Source organism: Photorhabdus heterorhabditis, from assembly GCF_001280945.1.
GTDB classification, from domain to species: Bacteria; Pseudomonadota; Gammaproteobacteria; order Enterobacterales; family Enterobacteriaceae; genus Photorhabdus; species Photorhabdus heterorhabditis.
Map to the genome: position 1 here is coordinate 55,516 of NZ_LJCS01000013.1, position 14,071 is coordinate 69,586.

Consider the following 14,071-nt stretch of genomic DNA (forward strand, 5'->3'; position numbering starts at 1 on the left):
AGTTATGCAAAAGTCAGTTCTTATCACCGGCTGTTCCAGTGGAATCGGTCTGGTAGCGGCTAAAACACTACATCAGCGAGGCTACCGAGTATTAGCAGCCTGCCGAAAACCCGCAGATTTACAACATATGCGCGAGCTAGGACTGGAACCTATCGAATTGGATCTTGATGACAAGATGAGTGTTGAACGTGCCGCTGCCGAGGTCATCAGGCTAACCAATGGCCGCCTTTACGGACTGTTTAATAATGGCGGCTTTGGTATTTATGGCCCTTTGAACACTATCAGTCGTGAACAACTGGAACACCAATTCTCTACCAATCTGTTTGGTACACATCAACTTACCTGTTTACTACTCCCAACCATGCAACTTCATGGTGAAGGTCGTATTATCCAAACCAGTTCGGTTATGGGACTCATTTCAACCCCAGGCCGTGGTGCTTACTCTGCCAGTAAATATGCTCTGGAAGCATGGTCAGATGCGTTAAGAATGGAATTGGCAGGTACCGGCATTAAAGCCAGCTTGATTGTGCCAGGTCCGATAAAAACACGTTTTACCGAGAACGTGAATCAGACACAAAGTGATAAGCCGGTCAAAAACCCCAGCATTGCCCGCCATTTCACACTGACACCCGAAGCCGTTGTGCGTAAATTGATTCATGCTTTAGAAAGCCCGAATCCTAAATTACGTTATCCAGTGACCTGGATAACTCACGCGGTAACCATTATGCGCCGGATTTTACCGGGCAGATTAATGGATAAAATACTGACTAAACAGAGTGGTACAACTTGAAAGTTAGGAAAGTAACCTCATCTGTTCAATAATACCCTACAACATCGAATTTAAGAGACCCATTATATGCTAACAACCACTACTGGAATTGACATCAACGAAAGTAATCTGCATCAAACTATTGAACAGTCTATGACTGTGCCGGTTTTATTTTATTTCTGGTCTGAACGTAGCCCTCACTGTCAGGAATTAAGTGTAACGCTGGATAAACTAGCCGCAGAATATGCCGATCAATTGGTCCTGGCAAAAGTGGATTGTGATAAAGAACAAATGATCGCAGCACAATTTGGTTTACGAGCCATTCCTACTGTTTACATTTTGCAACAAGGCCAACCCGTAGATGGTTTTCAGGGTCCACAACCCGAAAAAGCGATTAGAGAGATACTTACTCGCGTACTGCCCAAGCCGGAGGAGTTAAAAGCTGCTCAAGCTGAGGAACTTATCGCAGAAGGAAAACATCAGGAAGCACTACCGTTATTGAAAGAAGCTTGGCAATTAGCCCCCAAAAACAGTGAAATTGCACTAATGTTGACCGAAGTGCAAATTATGCTCAATAATATACAAGAAGCCCAGGAAATTCTGAATCTTATTCCATTACAGGATCAAGGCTCTCATTATCATAGTTTACTGGCTCAAATTGAGTTACAAAAGCAAGCGGCGGATACACCGGAGATCCAACAATTGCAACAAGAGTTCTCTATTCAACCGGAAAATGCAGAATTGGCTGTTAAACTCGCGCTGAAATTGCACGAAGTCAGTCGTAATGAAGAAGCTCTGGAATTACTACTGGGCTTCCTGAAAAAGGATCTTTCTGCTGCCAATGGTGCAATACGGAAAACAATGATGGATATTATGTCTGCAATGGGAACCGGTAATGCTCTGGCTTCGCAATATCGTCGCCTGGTTTATTCGCTGCTTTACTGATTTATTTGATTAAGGAATTGCTATGGATTTATTTGCTTTTGGTGCCGTACCTATTCTGATATTCATTGCAGTGGTGATTGTATTTACTTGCGTAAAAACAGTACCGCAAGGTTATCAATGGACAGTAGAACGCTTTGGCCGTTATACCCGAACTTTATTGCCGGGTCTGCATATTATTATCCCTTTTATCGACCGCATTGGCCGTAAAATTAACATGATGGAGCAAGTGCTGGATATTCCTTCACAGGAAGTTATTTCCCGCGATAACGCCAATGTGACCATTGATGCGGTCTGCTTTATTCAGGTCGTCGATCCTGTTCGGGCTGCCTATGAAGTCAGCAACCTTGAGCTGTCTATCATTAACCTGACAATGACTAACTTCCGTACAGTTCTGGGTTCGATGGAACTGGATGAAATGTTATCTCAGCGTGACTCCATCAACAGCCGTCTACTGCATATCGTCGATGAAGCCACTAACCCATGGGGAGTAAAAATTACCCGTATTGAGATCCGTGATGTTCGTCCACCGAAAGAACTGATTTCTGCCATGAACGCTCAAATGAAAGCAGAACGTACAAAACGTGCTGATATTCTGGAAGCGGAAGGTATCCGTCAGGCTGCTATTCTGAAAGCAGAAGGTGAAAAACAGTCTCAGATTCTAAAAGCAGAAGGGGAACGTCAGTCTGCATTCCTTCAGGCAGAAGCGCGTGAACGGGCCGCCGAAGCAGAAGCACGGGCAACCAAAATGGTTTCTGATGCGATTTCTGACGGTAACATGCAGGCAATTAACTACTTTGTTGCCCAGAAATATACGGACGCGCTAACCAGTATTGGTGCCTCCAATAACAGCAAAGTGATTATGATGCCTCTGGAAGCCAGCAATCTGATGGGCGCGATTGGCGGTATTACTGAACTGATTGGCGAAAGCAAAAAAGGTAAGTAAACATGATTGCACAGATTACAGATCAGATCCCCTGGCTCTGGTTCTCCTTCGGGGGCTTACTGTTAATCGCAGAGCTTCTGGGAACCGGCGGTTATCTATTATGGACGGGTACAGCCGCTATCGTTGTTGCACTTGTCACCTGGTTTCTGCCGGGAATGAGCTGGGAATGGCAAGGTATTCTGTTTGCAACTCTGACACTGCTATCTGCGATACTGTGGCGCTACTGGTTACGTCGTCACCCAGCAAAAGGTAACGATACACTGAATCAGAAAGACCACCAGCTCATCGGTATCCATGCCAAACTGACCGCCGATACCGAAAATGGTTACAGTCGGGTCAAGCTTGCTGATGGCAGTTGGCGAGTTCACTGTAACAGTGAACTACCAGCCAATACCGAAGTAGAAGTCATTGCTGTTGATGGTATTACTCTGAAAGTAAAACCCATCAATTCTCAGTGATGAAGGCAACAACCCGATAAATGATCTATGATGGGGCATACCGCCCCGTCATCTCCAGGGCACTCTTCCGCCAAAGAAAGCAATTTACTTCTGATTTTCTGTAACTCTTCAATCGTCTTTTCTATCTCAGCCACTTTATGCAGCGTTGCCGCTTTTACATCAGCACTGTGACGATTGGGATCGCGAAATAACATTAAAAACTCACGACATTCATCAAGCGTAAAACCGACCTGTTTCGCCTGCCGCAACAGCGTTAATTCATCAATATGTTTCTGCTGATAATAACGGTAGCCATTATCTCCTCTTTCAGGCGGTGTGATCAGATCCTTTTCTTCATAAAACCGAATAGCTTTACTGGTCAGGCCGGTTTTTCGAGCAATTTCACTGATGTTCATTTTTTCCCCTTGACCTTCCCCTGACGGGAAGGTTTAACCTTCGTAACAAGCCAGAGATTCACTTGGGTTGTAGTAAATATAATCAACAATTATTACACAAGTGTGAAAAATAATTACGTCACTATGTATTAGGAGGTTTTTTTATGTCACATACAACTATTTTAACCTTACAGGGACTCTCCTGTATGCACTGTGTTAACAGTGTGAAAAAAGCATTAGGAAATCGTGCAGACGTGAAACAGGCAGAAATTACTCTCGATTACGCTAAAATCACTGGCGAAGCCTCCCCTGAATCATTAATCGAAACGATTAAGGAAGCCGGTTATGATGCTGAAATTGCCAACCAGCCTGATATCGAACTGGCGCTATCTGGCCTCAGTTGCATGCATTGTGCCGGTACAACACGTAAAGCTCTGGAAGCTGTAGATGGTGTTGTTGCCGCAGACGTGAATACTAAAACAGCTAAAGTGTATGGCAAAGTCGATGCCGATATGTTGATTGCGGCAGTTGAACGGGCGGGTTATCACGCAGAACTGGCTTCTGGTCAACATTTCCCAAAATCTGAGCCGCTGACAATACCTGCTTCAAATAGACCGGAACCTTTGGCAGCGGCAATCTCTTCTGTTCCGGTCGAAAAAACTGACGAATTCATGATCAGTGATAGCGATGACAGTATCCAGTTGCTGCTGGATGGCATGACTTGTGCCAGTTGTGTGAATAAGGTTCAGAAAGCGTTACAGAGTGTCGAAGGCGTGGAAAATGCCAGAGTAAACCTTGCGGAACGCAGCGCTTTAATTACCGGTAGCGCATCACCTAACGCACTAATTCAAGCCGTGGAAAAAGCCGGATACGGAGCAGAACTGATTCAGGATGAAGCCAAGCGTCGTGAACGTCAGCAACAAGTTTCCGAAGCCAATATGCGCCGTTTTCGCTGGCAGTCAGCATTAGCATTGGTCGTCGGTATTCCCGTGATGGTGTGGGGTATGATGGGCGATAATATGATGCTCACACCAGAAAACCATACTATCTGGCTGACTATCGGGATCATTACGCTTGCTGTGATGATCTTTGCCGGTGGTCACTTCTATCGCAATGCATGGCAAAACCTAAAAAACGGCAGTGCCACCATGGATACACTCGTGGCACTGGGAACGGGTGCAGCCTGGCTTTATTCTATCAGTGTCAACCTGTGGCCAGATATTTTTCCACCACAGGCACGCCATCTTTATTACGAAGCCAGCGCTATGATTATCGGCTTGATAAATTTGGGCCATGCTTTGGAACAACGAGCCCGCCAGCGTTCCTCAAAAGCACTGGAACGTTTACTGGATCTGACACCACCGACAGCCCGTGTAGTGACAGAAGATGGCGAAAAAGAGATACCATTGGCTAATGTTAAACCGGGCATGACATTACGTTTGACGACCGGTGATCGTATCCCTGTTGATGGTGAAATCATTCAAGGTGAAGTTTGGATAGATGAAGCAATGTTGACCGGTGAACCGATTCCCCAGCAAAAATCCAAAGGCGATAACGTTCATGCCGGTACAACTGTACAGGATGGCACAGTACTGTTTACTGCCGCCGCAGTGGGTAATCAAACGGCATTAGCACGGATTATCAAACTGGTACGTCAGGCACAAAGCAGTAAGCCAGAGATTGGTCAGTTGGCAGATAAAATTTCCTCAGTGTTTGTTCCGGTTGTCGTCGCGATAGCTCTGATTTCAGGTGCTATTTGGTACTTCATTGGCCCAGCACCACAGATTATGTATTCGTTAGTCATTATTACCACGGTGCTGATTATTGCCTGTCCTTGTGCCCTTGGGCTGGCAACACCTATGTCGATTATTTCTGGCGTTGGTCGAGCAGCAGAATTCGGTGTTTTGGTTCGGGATGCCGATGCCTTGCAACAAGCCAGCAAATTGGACACGATTGTCTTCGATAAAACCGGAACGCTGACTGAAGGCATGCCACAAGTTACTGATATCCATACTCTCAATGGGTACAGTGAACAAGAAGTCTTGTTTTGGGCAGGCGCACTGGAAAATGGTTCGAACCATCCATTAGCCAAAGCAATACTTGCCAAAACCGAAGGATTGTTATTACCGCAAGTTGAACAATTTCGCACTATAGCTGGGCTGGGTATCAGTGGTGAAGTGCATGGCACAACCTTGTTGTTGGGTAATCAAACATTACTGGAACAAAATCAAATTGATACAGAGGAACTAAAACCACTGATTGCCCAACAGGCAGAGAAAGGCATCACACCGGTTCTTCTGGCCGTGGGCGGTAAAGTTGCGGCAGTGCTATCAATTCGCGACCCACTTCGTGAAGATACCATTGCTGCATTGGAACGATTACATCATCAGGGCTACCGTTTAGTGATGCTGACCGGCGATAACCCAGTGACTGCCAATGCGATTGCGCAAGAAGCAAGGATTGATGAAGTTATCGCAGGTGTATTGCCTGATGGCAAAGCGGAGGTTATCCAGAAACTTCAGGCGGCAGGTCGCAAAGTTGCTATGGTGGGGGATGGTATTAACGATGCCCCTGCACTGGCACGGGCTGATGTCGGGATTGCAATGGGAGGTGGTAGTGATATCGCCATTGAAACCGCGTCGATGACCCTGATGCGCCACAGTTTGCATAGTGTCGCCGATGCGGTTGAATTGTCTAAAGGAACTCTGCGCAATATGAAACAGAACCTGCTAGGGGCATTTATCTACAATACACTGGGTATTCCAATCGCAGCTGGGGTGCTCTATCCGTTTACCGCAACATTGTTAGATCCCGTGATAGCGGGTGCAGCAATGGCACTTTCTTCAATTACAGTGGTGAGTAATGCTAACCGTTTGTTGAGATTTAAGCCTAAATCATAATGCATCGACTTGGTTAGATCGTAAAAGTGCGGTATCTACAATCGCACTTTACATCTCTCACCTATCTGACTGACAAATTAACAGCCAAGGCGTTCTGGTTTGTTTAAGTGACAGATTGCATTACATCTTTGTTACCTTCCATTTCTGAATTACTCCGGTTATGACCACTTCTGCTGGCTGGCTGCGATCAATGTAGCCCAGTCATCGGGTGGATTTCACCGTCCCAGCATCTTCCCGAAGATCGCATAGGGGTCAGACTTACTACCTTCCGAACGCAACGTCTCCTCATCGTTGACCCAGGCATACACAATGACCTTAGCCTTGGAATCATAACAGGAGTAAAGAAACAGCAATGGAAATAAATAAAGATACAGCCGAAGTACCGCTGTAATATTAGCCTGAAAATAAATGCTGAACCGGAGTACAAATGGGACGATTGATTAAATATCTTACTAATATGCTGGGGCTGAACCCTTCCCGCCGTTATCCCTATCCAGCTTATGATATTACTCTGACAGGTGATAAACATTTGCATCTGGTGGGCAGTATTCATATGGGAACTGAAAATATGTTTCCACTTTCTGAAATATTAATGGATCAACTTAATCAATCCGATACATTAATTGTGGAAGCCGATGTTACTCAAGCAGGTTTCCCATTTCATAACGAATTTCAATCACACTCTCGTATCGAACAACGTCTATCTTCTGAGATGTATCAGGATTTTCGGCGCTATTGCAATGAAATCCGCCAACAAGAAGAACCACTCAATTTATTACCTTCATGGCAAATCGCGTTAATTTTGCAAGCAGGGCAAGCGCAAAACCTTGGATTGCATCCTCACTACGGTATTGATTATCAGCTACTGAATGCAGCCAAAGCACAAGGAAAAATGATTATCGAGCTTGAGGGGACTGACTCACAGATTCATTTACTTAATCAGCTCCCGAATAATGGTCTGTCACTACTAGAAGATACATTGTTACATTGGCACGCCAACGCCCGTGCTTTACAAACAATGATAAGCTGGTGGATGGATTATCAACCTAAACAACAAACACATTCTTTCCCAACAACTTTCAGTGAAGATATCTATCAACTACTGATGATTGATCGTAACAGACAGTGGAATAAATACTTACGGGAATTGCCTGCCGGGCGGTATCTGGTTGCTGTTGGCGCTTTGCACCTGTACGGCGAAGGCAATTTACTTCAGATGTTGCTAGAAAAATCGAGATAAAAAAAGGCCAATATTTCTATTGGCCTATCAAAGAGGAATAACATGTTATTTTCGTTATTCTTATTTGTTCGGAATATTACCTGTTTATATACAGACAACAGAGCCATAATTAGAGTACCAATTTCAAGACTCCATTTCATCCATTGTCCTTAATTATAAAATTATTCTATGTAATGAAATTGTGACACTAGTGATCATTTTATAATAGAAACAGAACGTTAACTTTACCTTTCATACTTTTAATATCACCTCAAAAGGGCTGCCAGATTGCAACCCTTTTTGATTTATACTTTATCCGGGGTCATTGATAAACAATTTCACCTTTTGGCGCATAGTTAGTCGCTTTCAAGGGTGAATGCTTCTCGATATAATCTTTCAGAACTTCTGCATCAACAAAACCCGTGTTGACATAGGCTGGATGATTATCCAGACGTGGATAACCATCACCACCGATAGCATTAAAGTCAAGCATTGCCAGGCGGTAAGTTTTATTCAGATCCAATGGCTTCCCACCGATTTCGACATCTTTAACCCCCTTGCCATCAACAATCAAATCAACATTCAAGAACTGAGCATAAGCACCGGAGTCAACTTTCATGTTAGCAACCACTGCCAGATATTTTTCAACTTCACTACCTTTCAGATCAACATAAACCAATGAGTTGGCAAATGGATGCACTTTCAGTACATCTTTATAAGTGATATCGCCGGATTCAATTGAATCACGAATACCGCCGCCACTGATAATAGCGAAATCAGCATTCGCGCGTTCCATCAAAGCAGAAAGGATAACATGAGCCATATTGGTCTGAACAAAACGAACCTTGTTACGATCACCTTCCAGTTTACCTTCAACAGAACCTACTTTTACGTTTAACTGTTTATCACCTTTATTCTGGTAAGGTGTTAGCAACTTTATCATCTCCGGGTTTTGCGCAATTTCATCAGTGTAATAAACACGTTCAGTAGAACCGTCTGATTTTTTCACATTTTTATTAAGATTAATGGGAATTAACTGATAATGTGTCAGCTTAAATTCACCATTGCGGAACTCAAAATCAGCACGGCCAACATATTTACCCCACTCGTGCGCCTGAACAATCCAAATACCATTCTGACGATCAGGCGAACATGGTGTTCCCGGTACATAATCGATCTGTTTGTAGTTTTTATTTTCCGCAGACATACAAACCGGATCTTGTGAATGGCCACCTACAATCATATCCAAATAACCCGCAGGCAAACTACGCGCCATTTCAACATCACCCGGCGCGTTAGAACCATGATTACCGTTGTCATAGTGCCCCATATGGGTTGCTGCAATAATCACATCTGGTCTTTCATTTTTTTTCAGTTCCTCTACAACCGTTTTCGCTTCTATCGCGGGAACACGAAATTCAACATTAGGGAAATTAGCAGGATTACCGATTTTCGCCGTATCATCAGTCGTCAGGCCGATAACCGCAATTTTCACCCCTTGTTTATCAAAGATGGTATAAGGCTTGAACAAACGTTTACCGGTGCCGGTATCGTAAATATTGGCCGCGAGGAACGGAAATTTCGCCCATTTTTCCTGCTGACGCAATACTGACAGCGGATTATCAAACTCGTGGTTACCCAACGCCATTGCATCATAACCTACCAGATTCATTCCTTTAAAATCAGGCTCCGCATCTTGCAAATCAGACTCTGGTACGCCAGTATTAATATCGCCACCGGAAAGCAATAACACACTGCCGCCTTTCTTGGTGACTTCTTGACGGATTTCATCAACAACTGTTTTTTGAGCGGCTAAACCATATTCACCGTGGTCGTTATACCAAAAATGCCCATGATGGTCGTTAGTGTGCAAAATAGTAATGTCATAGGTTTTATCTTTTTCCCATGCATTTGCCATTGCTGGAAGTAATGTCATAGAAACAACCAAAGCACAAGCTGAGGTCTTAAACGAAAACTTCATGGTATATCTCCATGTTTTTTTAAGTGAATTGCCATGCAAAAACAGCTTCAAAAGCTAACAAGGCGGGATTAACAAATCATTTCTGAAATAGGTTACGTTATGTGATTATTAGAACATGTTTCGTTTCATTTTTTTGAGCGTATCATCAAACTATCTACGGTGTAGTAAAAAATTAACTATCAGCCTAATATATAAAATGTAACAAATAACTAACAAACTCCCCCCTAAGACACGCTGGCAGTCAATATGAACGAACAGAGCAACACAACGACAGTCTCCTCTCATGCAAGCAAAACCAAGAACACCGTTTTTACTATTCTTGGGGCGATTAGCATCTCACACTTATTGAACGATATGATCCAATCGCTGATCCTGGCGATTTATCCTTTATTACAATCAGAATTCAACTTGAGTTTTGTGCAAATCGGTATGATCACGTTGACCTACCAAATTACCGCGTCGCTATTACAGCCACTGATAGGTTTCTATACCGATAAACATCCACAACCTTATTCATTACCCATTGGAATGAGCTTCACCTTATCAGGTCTGCTACTGCTGGCTCACGCTAACAATTTCCCGTTAATTCTATTAGCGTCCGCATTAATTGGCATTGGCTCTTCGGTATTCCACCCGGAATCATCACGCGTAGCACGTATGGCATCCGGTGGCCGTCATGGACTAGCTCAATCGCTTTTCCAGGTCGGTGGTAATTTCGGTAGTTCCCTCGGACCTTTGCTAGCCGCTATATTTATTGCACCTTATGGCAAAGGCAATGTTGGCTGGTTCTCTCTGGCCGCATTACTGGGAATTATCGTACTATTGCAGATCAGTAAATGGTATAAAGCTCAGAATTATATTAAGAATAATCAAGTCAGAACGGGTCATATCGTTAAAGTTTTACCAAAAAAAGCCGTGATAGGCTCTCTGATTATTTTGTTAATTTTAATATTTTCCAAATTCTTTTATCTCACCAGTATCAGTAGCTATTATACTTTTTACTTAATCCACAAATTCGACATTTCCGTACAAAGCGCCCAGCTCCATCTGTTTGTTTTTTTATTCGCAGTTGCAGCCGGAACCATTATTGGGGGACCTCTTGGCGATAGAATCGGCAGGAAGTATATCATCTGGATATCTATCCTCGGAGTAGCTCCTTTTACATTAGTTCTGCCTTACGCTTCTCTGTACTGGACAAGTATTCTGTCAGTGATTATTGGTGTGATTCTGGCATCTGCGTTCTCTGCAATCCTGGTATACGCACAGGAACTTATTCCCGGTAAAACCGGGATGATATCCGGTCTATTTTTCGGACTCGCTTTTGGTATGGGAGGTATCGGCGCAGCGGTACTTGGTAACATTGCGGACAGAACAAGTATTGAACTAGTTTATCAGATTTGTGCTTTTCTACCGTTACTTGGGATATTTACCGCTTTATTACCTAATATAGAAGACAATAACTAGAAAAATCACCATAATAGCGCCACATAAAAGTCATTTTTTATGTGGAAGTAGCCTTTATATACCTCATAAATAATCAAACATATCAATACAAATCCCTGTTACGGGTAATTTAATCCTTTCAATCGATATTTTTTGATGTTTTATTCATTTTTTTAGCGAATTTACCTCGAATTATCTATAAAATACTATGACACCTACCTCTTCACTATGCTATTTAATAGCCTCAGCAAGAAGGAATCTTAATGGAGCATTCGACACCACTTATCACCACTCTCGTTGGCGGGTTTGTCCTCGCTTATTTGCTTGGCATGCTGGCACAACGCCTGAAAATCTCACCACTGGTCGGTTACCTTACCGCCGGTGTACTCGCAGGCCCTTTCACTCCTGGTTTTGTCGCTGATGCCTCACTGGCACCGGAACTGGCAGAAATTGGTGTTATCTTATTAATGTTCGGTGTCGGGCTACACTTTTCACTTAAAGATCTGCTGGCAGTAAAATCCATTGCTATCCCTGGCGCTATTGCACAAATATTGGTCGCAACACTGCTTGGTGTAGGACTATCAGCAATACTGGGTTGGGAATTATTTAGCGGTATCGTCTTTGGCCTCTGTTTATCAACCGCCAGTACCGTTGTTCTGCTACGAGCGCTAGAAGAGCGCCAATTGATTGATAGCCAACGAGGTCAGATAGCCATCGGCTGGCTGATTGTCGAAGATCTGGCAATGGTGCTGACTCTGGTATTACTGCCTGCGGCTGCCGGTATCCTTGATAATAAGGAAGCCAATATCGGACAGTTAATTATGGAACTTGCGATTACAGTCGGAAAAGTTGTTGCCTTTATTTTACTGATGATTGTTGTTGGGCGCCGTCTGATCCCATGGATACTGGCAAAAACCGCCAGTACCGGCTCCCGAGAACTATTCACCCTCGCAGTATTAGTCATTGCTCTGGGTATCGCTTACGGCGCTGTTACGCTGTTTGACGCCTCATTCGCACTAGGTGCATTCTTCGCCGGGATGGTACTGAACGAATCAGAACTCAGCCACCGCGCCGCTCAAGATACGCTGCCGCTCAGAGATGCTTTCGCCGTCTTGTTCTTCGTGTCCGTTGGTATGCTGTTCGACCCAATGGTACTCATCCAGCAGCCACTGGCGATACTGGCAACACTAGCAATTATTATTATTGGTAAATCTGCCGCTGCCATGTTACTAGTGAAAATGTTCGGCCATTCACGCCGTACTGCACTAACAATTTCGGTCAGTCTGGCTCAAATCGGTGAATTTGCCTTTATTCTGGCAGGTCTTGGTGCTGCACTTGGCCTACTTGATGGGGATGCCCGTAATCTTGTTCTGGCTGGTGCAATTGTTTCTATTATGCTGAACCCAGTTCTGTTCAGCCTGCTGGATCGCTATCTGGAAAAAACAGAAACTATTGAAGAACAATTATTAGAAGAAACTCTGGAAGAAGAAACTCAAATTCCTGTCGATATCTGTGGTCACATTATTATTGTCGGCTATGGACGTATCGGCAGTTTGCTATGCCAGCGCCTACAGGAACAAGCATTCCCGCTAGTTGTTATTGAAAATACCAGAGCCAAATTTGAAGAATTGGGTGAGCAAGGTATCAGTGCCGTCATGGGCAATGCCGCCAGTAAAGATATTATGTCACTGGCGCGTCTGGACTGTGCCTGTTCCCTATTACTGACAATACCGAATGGTTATGAAGCGGGCGAGATTATCGCCAGTGCAAGAGAGGTTCGTCCAGATCTGAATATTATCGTTCGAGCTGACTATGACGACGAAGTGACCTATATCATGGAGCGTGGAGCTAGCCATGTCATTATTGGCGAGCACGAAATTGCTAAAACAATGGCAAATGTGTTGGCAAGCAGTAAAAGCCAAGACCATTTAGTTGAGCCTCCCCCTGCATCACCCTTTGTACCATTAATTTGAGGAAACGCAGAGCCGCTGATGGAATAATTCTTCATTCTCATCATAAGCTGGAACCATGACTTTACCCTGTATTCTATGACACCACATGAGCCGTTCTTACCATTTTCGTTCTTACTACTTCAAGTAACAGTGATAGGGACGGCTCAGAGAGAACAACACTTTCATTAAAAGAAATTGAGACAAAGAAACCCTACACAATCCGTCTCTCCATACCCCCAATATGAAAAGACCAATAAAAAGGTAGCACCAAACCTTTACGTCAGAGATATAAAACACCTTTTATTGACGTATAAAACATTGAGAACGAAAAAACAGATAACACTAAAGAAGCAAGACGATAAAACAGTTCGGGTTTTAAACATCCTTTTCCCTGATTGCCCAGATACAGCACTTTTCCCGCACCCACCCAAATCAAGGAAACAGGTAATAACGCACAAATAAAAGCCGCCATGGAAGGAATATATTCTGACCACACAGTAAATGCAGTAAGAGGAAATATGTATGTAGCAAACACAAAAGCCTTAGGATTAAGCAAAGTGGCAAATAATACTGTGTTAAAATGAACGTTTGCCTCCCCTTTACCTAATGAAAAATGCCAAACTTTAAAAGCCAAATAAGCAATGTATGTCGACGCGCAAAGCTTTAAGGCAACCAACAACCATATAAAAGTTTGAGAAATTGTAGATAAAAATAACCCCCACAAACTAATTGCTGTTAAATAACCAAATGCCTCAGCCAAGATCAGCCTGAGTGTACTAATAAAACCATGTGAATATCCAGATGATACCAGAAGAGTATTTGTTGGTCCCGGCATAATTAAGACCATACTCACCATACTGGCAATGATTATATAATCGTAATAGCTATTCATAGTATCCTCAATGGCTGTTATATATAATAATTAATCATTTGAAGTGTAATAGGAAACTCTCAATACAAACTTCATCATGTGCCTTTATCTCCTTAAATTAATAATCATTAAATTATTATCATTACTCTCACTTAGCAGCGACTATACCCTTCATCCTTCAAGTTGCTGCTTTGTTGGCTGCGTTCACTTACCCTA

The 14,071-nt window shown here is 43.4% G+C and carries 12 protein-coding genes; 8 read left to right on the forward strand and 4 right to left on the reverse strand.

Annotated features, from left to right (window positions below; all coding sequences use genetic code 11):
- The first annotated feature begins 4 nt into the window (after positions 1–4).
- From AM629_RS07155 to AM629_RS07170, 4 genes are all read left to right on the forward strand, one after another.
- Positions 5–790, forward strand: a complete 786-nt coding sequence (locus tag AM629_RS07155; protein ID WP_054477496.1) for an SDR family oxidoreductase — start codon at positions 5–7, stop codon at positions 788–790.
- Positions 791–856: 66 nt separating this feature from the next.
- Entirely contained in the window at positions 857–1,714 is an 858-nt protein-coding gene (locus tag AM629_RS07160; protein WP_054477498.1) for a co-chaperone YbbN, read from the forward strand.
- Positions 1,715–1,736: 22 nt separating this feature from the next.
- A complete protein-coding gene (locus AM629_RS07165; protein ID WP_054477501.1) occupies positions 1,737–2,657 on the forward strand; it encodes an SPFH domain-containing protein in 921 nt (306 codons plus the stop codon).
- Between the two features lie 2 nt (positions 2,658–2,659).
- Complete coding sequence (locus AM629_RS07170; RefSeq protein ID WP_054477503.1) at positions 2,660–3,115, forward strand: NfeD family protein; 456 nt, start codon at positions 2,660–2,662, stop codon at positions 3,113–3,115.
- On the opposite strand, the gene cueR is transcribed toward AM629_RS07170, so the two are convergent.
- Positions 3,109–3,510: a Cu(I)-responsive transcriptional regulator gene (cueR, locus tag AM629_RS07175; RefSeq protein ID WP_054477505.1), complete on the reverse strand. Its 402-nt coding sequence runs from the start codon at positions 3,508–3,510 to the stop codon at positions 3,109–3,111. The two genes, AM629_RS07170 and cueR, sit on opposite strands and share 7 nt — an antisense overlap.
- A 143-nt stretch (positions 3,511–3,653) precedes the next feature.
- Between cueR and copA the strand changes: the two genes are divergently transcribed.
- Positions 3,654–6,389: a copper-exporting P-type ATPase CopA gene (copA, locus tag AM629_RS07180; protein ID WP_054477507.1), complete on the forward strand. Its 2,736-nt coding sequence runs from the start codon at positions 3,654–3,656 to the stop codon at positions 6,387–6,389.
- A 215-nt stretch (positions 6,390–6,604) separates the two neighbouring features.
- Here copA and AM629_RS21985 read toward each other — a convergent pair whose 3' ends face one another.
- A complete protein-coding gene (locus AM629_RS21985; RefSeq protein ID WP_425312801.1) occupies positions 6,605–6,742 on the reverse strand; it encodes a type II toxin-antitoxin system YhaV family toxin in 138 nt (45 codons plus the stop codon).
- 74 nt (positions 6,743–6,816) lie between these two features.
- Here AM629_RS21985 and AM629_RS07185 point away from each other — a divergent pair, with 74 nt between their 5' ends.
- On the forward strand, positions 6,817–7,629 hold the full coding sequence (locus AM629_RS07185; RefSeq protein WP_054477508.1) for a TraB/GumN family protein: 813 nt from the start codon (positions 6,817–6,819) through the stop codon (positions 7,627–7,629).
- 301 nt (positions 7,630–7,930) lie between these two features.
- Here the strand turns inward: AM629_RS07185 and ushA are convergent, their stop codons facing one another.
- The gene (gene ushA / locus AM629_RS07190; protein WP_054477510.1) at positions 7,931–9,589 is read right to left on the reverse strand and encodes a bifunctional UDP-sugar hydrolase/5'-nucleotidase UshA; all 1,659 of its coding nucleotides are present in this window, start codon (positions 9,587–9,589) and stop codon (positions 7,931–7,933) included.
- A 246-nt stretch (positions 9,590–9,835) separates the two neighbouring features.
- Between ushA and AM629_RS07195 the strand changes: the two genes are divergently transcribed.
- Positions 9,836–11,053 (forward strand): MFS transporter, encoded by a 1,218-nt coding sequence (locus AM629_RS07195; RefSeq protein ID WP_054477512.1) that lies wholly within the window; start codon positions 9,836–9,838, stop codon positions 11,051–11,053.
- 242 nt (positions 11,054–11,295) lie between these two features.
- Positions 11,296–13,005 carry a YbaL family putative K(+) efflux transporter gene (ybaL, locus tag AM629_RS07200; protein WP_054477515.1) on the forward strand — a complete coding sequence of 570 codons (1,710 nt, stop codon included), beginning with the start codon at positions 11,296–11,298 and terminating at the stop codon, positions 13,003–13,005.
- Between the two features lie 259 nt (positions 13,006–13,264).
- Here ybaL and AM629_RS07205 read toward each other — a convergent pair whose 3' ends face one another.
- Positions 13,265–13,876, reverse strand: a complete 612-nt coding sequence (locus AM629_RS07205) for a LysE family translocator (protein ID WP_054477517.1) — start codon at positions 13,874–13,876, stop codon at positions 13,265–13,267.
- Positions 13,877–14,071: the final 195 nt, after the last annotated feature.

Bases quoted from the DNA above. Each gene is read 5' to 3' on its own strand.
- AM629_RS07195 (WP_054477512.1), top strand. From the start codon at position 9,836: ATGAACGAACAGAGCAACACAACGACAGTCTCCTCTCATGCAAGCAAA.
- copA (WP_054477507.1), top strand. From the start codon at position 3,654: ATGTCACATACAACTATTTTAACCTTACAGGGACTCTCCTGTATGCAC.
- AM629_RS07170 (WP_054477503.1), top strand. From the start codon at position 2,660: ATGATTGCACAGATTACAGATCAGATCCCCTGGCTCTGGTTCTCCTTC.
- AM629_RS07165 (WP_054477501.1), top strand. From the start codon at position 1,737: ATGGATTTATTTGCTTTTGGTGCCGTACCTATTCTGATATTCATTGCA.
- AM629_RS07205 (WP_054477517.1), bottom strand. From the start codon at position 13,876: ATGAATAGCTATTACGATTATATAATCATTGCCAGTATGGTGAGTATG.
- ybaL (WP_054477515.1), top strand. From the start codon at position 11,296: ATGGAGCATTCGACACCACTTATCACCACTCTCGTTGGCGGGTTTGTC.
- AM629_RS07160 (WP_054477498.1), top strand. From the start codon at position 857: ATGCTAACAACCACTACTGGAATTGACATCAACGAAAGTAATCTGCAT.
- AM629_RS07155 (WP_054477496.1), top strand. From the start codon at position 5: ATGCAAAAGTCAGTTCTTATCACCGGCTGTTCCAGTGGAATCGGTCTG.
- cueR (WP_054477505.1), bottom strand. From the start codon at position 3,510: ATGAACATCAGTGAAATTGCTCGAAAAACCGGCCTGACCAGTAAAGCT.
- ushA (WP_054477510.1), bottom strand. From the start codon at position 9,589: ATGAAGTTTTCGTTTAAGACCTCAGCTTGTGCTTTGGTTGTTTCTATG.
- AM629_RS07185 (WP_054477508.1), top strand. From the start codon at position 6,817: ATGGGACGATTGATTAAATATCTTACTAATATGCTGGGGCTGAACCCT.